This window comes from Paenibacillus sp. BAC0078, assembly GCF_054483875.1.
In genome coordinates, this window is sequence record NZ_JBTLRW010000040.1 from 1 (window position 1) to 5,708 (window position 5,708).

Annotated in this window: 2 protein-coding genes; both read left to right on the plus strand. The window is 55.4% G+C overall.

What is annotated here, in order from left to right:
- Positions 1-2,385: condensation domain-containing protein (locus ACX1DY_RS31260; RefSeq protein ID WP_458968018.1), on the plus strand; the 2,385-nt coding region annotated here is incomplete at its 5' end.
- 92 nt (positions 2,386-2,477) lie between these two features.
- Positions 2,478-5,708, plus strand: a 3,231-nt coding sequence (locus ACX1DY_RS31265; protein WP_458968019.1) for a non-ribosomal peptide synthetase, incomplete at its 3' end; no start/stop codon positions are given.

Consider the following 5,708-nt stretch of genomic DNA (forward strand, 5'->3'; position numbering starts at 1 on the left):
CCATCGTTGCAGTATCTGTTTATTGCGGGCGAAGCATTCCCAACGGAGATGGCACGGCGAGCTTGCCAGCAGTGGCTGCATGCCCGAGTGGAGAACATTTACGGGCCGACGGAGGCGACGATCTACGCGACGCAAGAGGCGGTTACTCTGCATACGGAGAAGGTTGGAATCGGCAAACCGCTGCCGAACGTTCGTACCTACGTCGTTGACCGGGCGAACAAGCTGCAGCCGATCGGGGTAGCGGGGGAGCTGTGCATCGCAGGAGATGGCTTGGCGCGGGGATACTTGAACCGTCCAGGGCTGACGGCGGAGAAATTCGTGGAGAACCCGTTTGAAGCTGGCGAGCGGATGTACCGGACGGGGGATCTGGCGAGATGGCTGCCGGACGGGAACTTGGAGTACATCGGCCGGATCGATGAGCAGGTAAAAATCCGAGGGTACCGCATCGAGACAGGCGAAATCGTGCACCGTCTGCTACGGCACGCGGACGTGAAGGAAGCGGTGGTCATCGCCCGGAAAGATGAGCGGGGCGAAGCGTACCTGTGCGCGTACGTGGTGAGCGGCGGAGCCTTTGATGCATCCGAATTGCGTTCGTATTTGAAGCAGAACATGCCGGACTACATGGTGCCGTCGTACTTGGTAGAAGTAGAGCGGATCCCGCTGACGGCTAACGGCAAGTTGGACCGAAAGGCGCTGCCGGAGCCGCAAGGTCTGGTGCAGGCAGAAAATGAATACGTCGCGCCGCGGAGCGAGAGCGAAGTGAAGCTGGCGGCGGTTTGGCAGGACGTGCTCCGAATCGAACAGGTCGGCATCCGAGACAACTTCTTCGAGCTGGGCGGTGATTCGATCAAAGCGATCCAGATCGTGTCCAGGTTAAGCACGGAAGGCCTGAAGTTGGCGGTTCGGGATATGTTCATCCATCCGACGATCGAGGAAGTCAGCGGCTACGTTCAAGCCACGACCCAGGCAGCAGCCGAAGCAGGGGCCGTGGAAGGCGAAGTTGCACTTAGTCCGATCCAGCGGTGGTTTTTCGAACAGGGTTTCTCGCAAAATCATCACTGGAATCAGGCGATGATGCTGTACCGCGCGGACGGTTTCCAGGAAGCGCTCGTGGAGGAAGTCGCAGCCAAGCTGACGGAACATCACGATGCGCTGCGGATGGTGTACCGGCAAGAAGCAGGGAAGATCGTGCAGATGAACCGGGGGACGGAAGAGCCAGCGTTCCGCCTGCATGTATGCGACGTCTCGGGGGAAGCGGACGTCAGCACAGCGGTCGAACGTGAGGCAATGCGGGTTCAACAGATGATGAATCTGGAAACGGGCCCGCTGATGCAGCTTGGATTGTTCCGGACGGCTAGCGGCGACCATTTGCTGATTGCGATTCACCACCTTGTCGTGGACGGGGTGTCCTGGCGCATTCTGTTGGAAGATTTTTCAGCGGGATACGAGCAGCGGCTGCGCTGCGAATCTATCGCGTTGCCGGGCAAAACGCATTCGTACCGGACGTGGTCGGAGCGGATGGGAGTCTATGCACAGAGCCGGGAGCTGCTCAGAGAAGCCGATTATTGGCGGAAGGAGCAGAGTGTCAACATGCGACCGCTTCCTAAAGACGGGGAAAGCGACGGAGCCCGTACGATCGAAAGCAGTACAAACGCATCAATTAGCTTAAGCGAAATGGAAACGAAAAACTTGTTGATGAGTACGCACCATGCGTACAAGACGGAAATGAATGATGTGCTGCTCGCGGCGCTCGGTTTAGCGATGCAGGAATGGACGGGTCATGAGACGCTGGCCGTTCATCTGGAGGGTCATGGCCGGGAAGAAGTATTGGGTGACGTGGACGTGACGAGAACGGTGGGGTGGTTTACGAGCATATACCCGGTTGTCTTCGAAATGAAGCAGGCGGAAGGGATAGCCTACTGGATCAAATCGTTCAAGGAGAAGCTGAGACGGATTCCGAACAAAGGCGTGGGATACGGCGCGCTGAAGTATTTGACGCCAAGGGAAAAAAGCGGCCTAGGAAGCGGAATAGCGCCGGAAATCAGCTTCAACTACTTGGGGCAATGGGATCGGGAAATGAATGCAGGCGCCATGTCGATGTCCGGTCTTTCTGCCGGGATGTCGATGAGCCCGCAATCGGAACGGACCTATGCGCTGGACATTACAGGAAGCGTAATGGCCGGTAGACTGACGCTGGTCGTGACGTACGACCAGCAGGAGTTCCGCGAAAGTACGATGGAGGCATTGCTGGCTAACTACAAGAAGCAACTGCTTTCGATCGTCGCACATTGCATGCAGCAAACTGAAACCGAGCTGACTCCGAGCGATCTTGGTAACGCTAAGGTTACTTTAGAAGATCTCAACGAGTTATTCAGCAACCTATAGATGTTGGAGGAAAGTAGTCGATGGTCCAAAAAGATCAAGTCGTTAAGGTTTATCCGTTATCTCCGATGCAGTCAGGGATGTTGTTTCATTCGATGTTGGAAAACCAACCAGAAGCTTATTTTGTTCAGACGAACATGTCGCTTGTCGGAAGAATTGACCTGTCCATTTTGGAGAAAAGCCTGGAAGTTCTTTCGGAACGGCATGAGGTTCTTCGGACTTTCTTTTCACATAAAAAGTTAAGTCAAGCGCTTCAAGCCGTCTTAAAAGAAAGAGCGCCAATCCTTATCTACAAGGATATTACGGAGATGCAGGAAACAAAAAGGCGTGAGTACGTAGAAGCGTTCAAGAAAGCAGATAAAAAAAAGGGATTCGACTTAACAAAAGACGTGCTTTTTCGAATAGCAGTTTTGAAGACCGGCGAGGAACAGTACGAAATGATTTGGAGTATGCACCACATCGTGTTGGACGGATGGAGTTCCGGTATCCTGCGCTCCGAATTTTTCGAAATTTACGAGGAGATACGTAACGATCGCCCTTTTCAGTTGCCTCCGGCATATCCTTATAGTGACTATATCCATTGGCTGGAAAAGCAAGACAAAGAAGAGGCATTGGAATATTGGGGCCAATACTTGGAGGATTATAGTCATCGGTCGGAAATTCCTAATGGAAATCGGATCCAAGGAGACAAAGCATACGAACTTAACGAGGTTACACAGTTTTTCGAAGAGGCGCATACGGAAAAGTTGAACATGCTTTGCAGGCGTCACAACCTAACATTAAATAGTTTGATGCAAACGGTATGGGGAGTTCTGCTCCAACAATATAACGACAACGACGATGTCGTATACGGCATGGTTGTCTCCGGTCGTCAATCCGAGGTCCTCGGCATTGAACGAATGGTGGGATTGTTCGTCAATACGATTCCAGTGCGAGTTCGTCGTGCCGCTCATGAAACATTTCTCGCTCTGGCGAAACAAGTGCAGGCCGATTTGTTGATATCCGAGCGGTATGACTACGTATCTTTAGCTGACATTCAAGCGCGCAGTACACTTAAATCGAACTTGTTTGACCATATCTGCGTATTTCAGAATTATCCGATGGATGCACCCCCTGTTTATGACAAACATTCAGCAGCACAGGATTTTGTTGTAACCACCCTGACGGGGAGCGAGCAAACGAGTTTCGGATTAAATGTAATAATGGGACTGAGCGGAAATCAGCTTTTCGTTAAACTTAGCTACAATTCCGAAGTCTATCAAGAAGAGAGCATGAAGCAATTAATAAGACATTTGATGGCGATTGTGGAGCAAGTGGCGGCACGTCCGGATATGCGTCTGGAAGAGATCGAGCTGGCCGGGGAAGAAGAGAAGCGTCAGCTGTTGACGGTGTTTAACGACACGAAGGCGGACTATCCGAAGGAGCAACCGATCCACGAGCTGTTTGAGCAGCAGGCGGAGCGTACACCGGAAGCGGTGGCGGTCATATTCGAGTCTGAGCGAATGACGTATGGGGAGCTGAACGCGAAGGCGAACCAGTTGGCGCATGAGCTGCGGTTGCGCGGCGTCGGATCGGATCGGATCGTGGGGATTATGGCAGAGCGCTCGGTGGAGATGATCGTGGGGATTCTCGCGATTCTGAAGGCCGGCGGAGCGTACTTGCCGATCGACCCGACGTACCCGGCGGATCGGATCGCGTACATGCTGGAGGACAGCGGCGCAAGATTGCTACTCGTGTACGGGGACGCGGAAGTACCGCAAGAGTATGAAGGAATCGTGCTGAACCTGGCGGACGCGTCGCTGTATGCGGGCGACACTGCGAACCTGCCAGCCGCAAGCGGTCCAAGCGATCTGGCGTATGTGATCTACACGTCGGGATCGACGGGACAACCGAAGGGTGTCATGGTCGAGCACGGCGGTTTAACGAACATGATGGCGGCACTGCACCGCAAATATCCATGCGGGGAAGAAGAAGCTTATTTGCTGAAGACGAGCTATACGTTCGATGTGTCATTGACGGAACTGTTCGGATGGATACCGGGCGGAGGGAAAGTGGTCGTAGCGGCGCCAGGCGCCGAGAGAGATCCATGGGAGCTGCTTCGCGTCATTGACGATAACCGGGTGACGCATATCAATTTTGTTCCTTCCATGCTGCAGCTGTTCATAGCGGAGGCGGAAATGAGCGGGGGAGCGGCACCATCGTTGCAGTATCTGTTTATTGCGGGCGAAGCATTCCCGACGGAGATGGCAAGGAGAGCTTGCCAGCAGTGGCCGCATGCCCGAGTGGAGAACATTTACGGGCCGACGGAAGCGACCATCTACGCGACGCAAGAGGCGGTTACTCTGCATACGGAGAAGGTTGGAATCGGCAAACCGCTGCCGAACGTTCGTACTTACGTCATCGACCGATCGAACAAGCTAGCGCCAATCGGGGTGTCTGGGGAGCTGTGCATCGCAGGGGACGGCTTGGCGCGTGGTTACTTGAACCGACCGGAATTGACGGCGGAGAAGTTCGTGGATAACCCATTCGAAGCTGGTGAGCGGATGTACCGGACGGGAGACCTGGCCAGATGGCTGCCGGACGGGAACCTGGAGTACATGGGCCGGATCGACGAGCAAGTGAAAATCCGGGGGTACCGGATTGAGACAGGCGAAATTGAGCACCGTCTGCTGCAGCACGCGGACGTGAAGGAAGCGGTGGTCATCGCCCGGAAGGACGAGCGGGGCGAAGCGTACCTGTGCGCGTACGTGGGGAGCGGCGGAGCATTCGATGCATCCGAGTTGCGCGGGTATTTGAAGCGCAGCCTGCCGGAGTACATGGTGCCGTCGTACGTGGTGGAAGTGGAGCGGATTCCGCTGATGGCCAACGGGAAAGTGGACCGGAAGGCGCTGCCGGAGCCGCAAGGGCTGGTGCAGGCCGGAAGCGAATACGTCGCGCCGCGGAGCGAGACGGAAGCGAAGCTGGCGGAGATTTGGCAAGAAGTGCTTGGCCTGTCGCAGCTGGTGGGCATCCGGGACAACTTCTTCGAGCTGGGCGGCCACTCGCTCAAAGCGACGCAGCTGGTGTCGCGCATCCAGAAGCAATTGGACGCGAGCGTGCCGCTGGGCGAAGTGTTCGCAAGTCCGACAGTGGAGGAGCTTGCGGGGTATTTGGAAGCGGCGGCGGTTAAGGCACGTTACGAGGCGATCGGCAAGGCGGAGCTGCGCGAGTGGTATCCGGCCTCGCCTGCACAGCAGCGGCTGTACGTGGTCAGTCAGCTGGACGTGGAGGGGATTGGCTACAACATCCCGTGGGCGCTGGAGATCGCAGGGGAGTTAGATACGGAG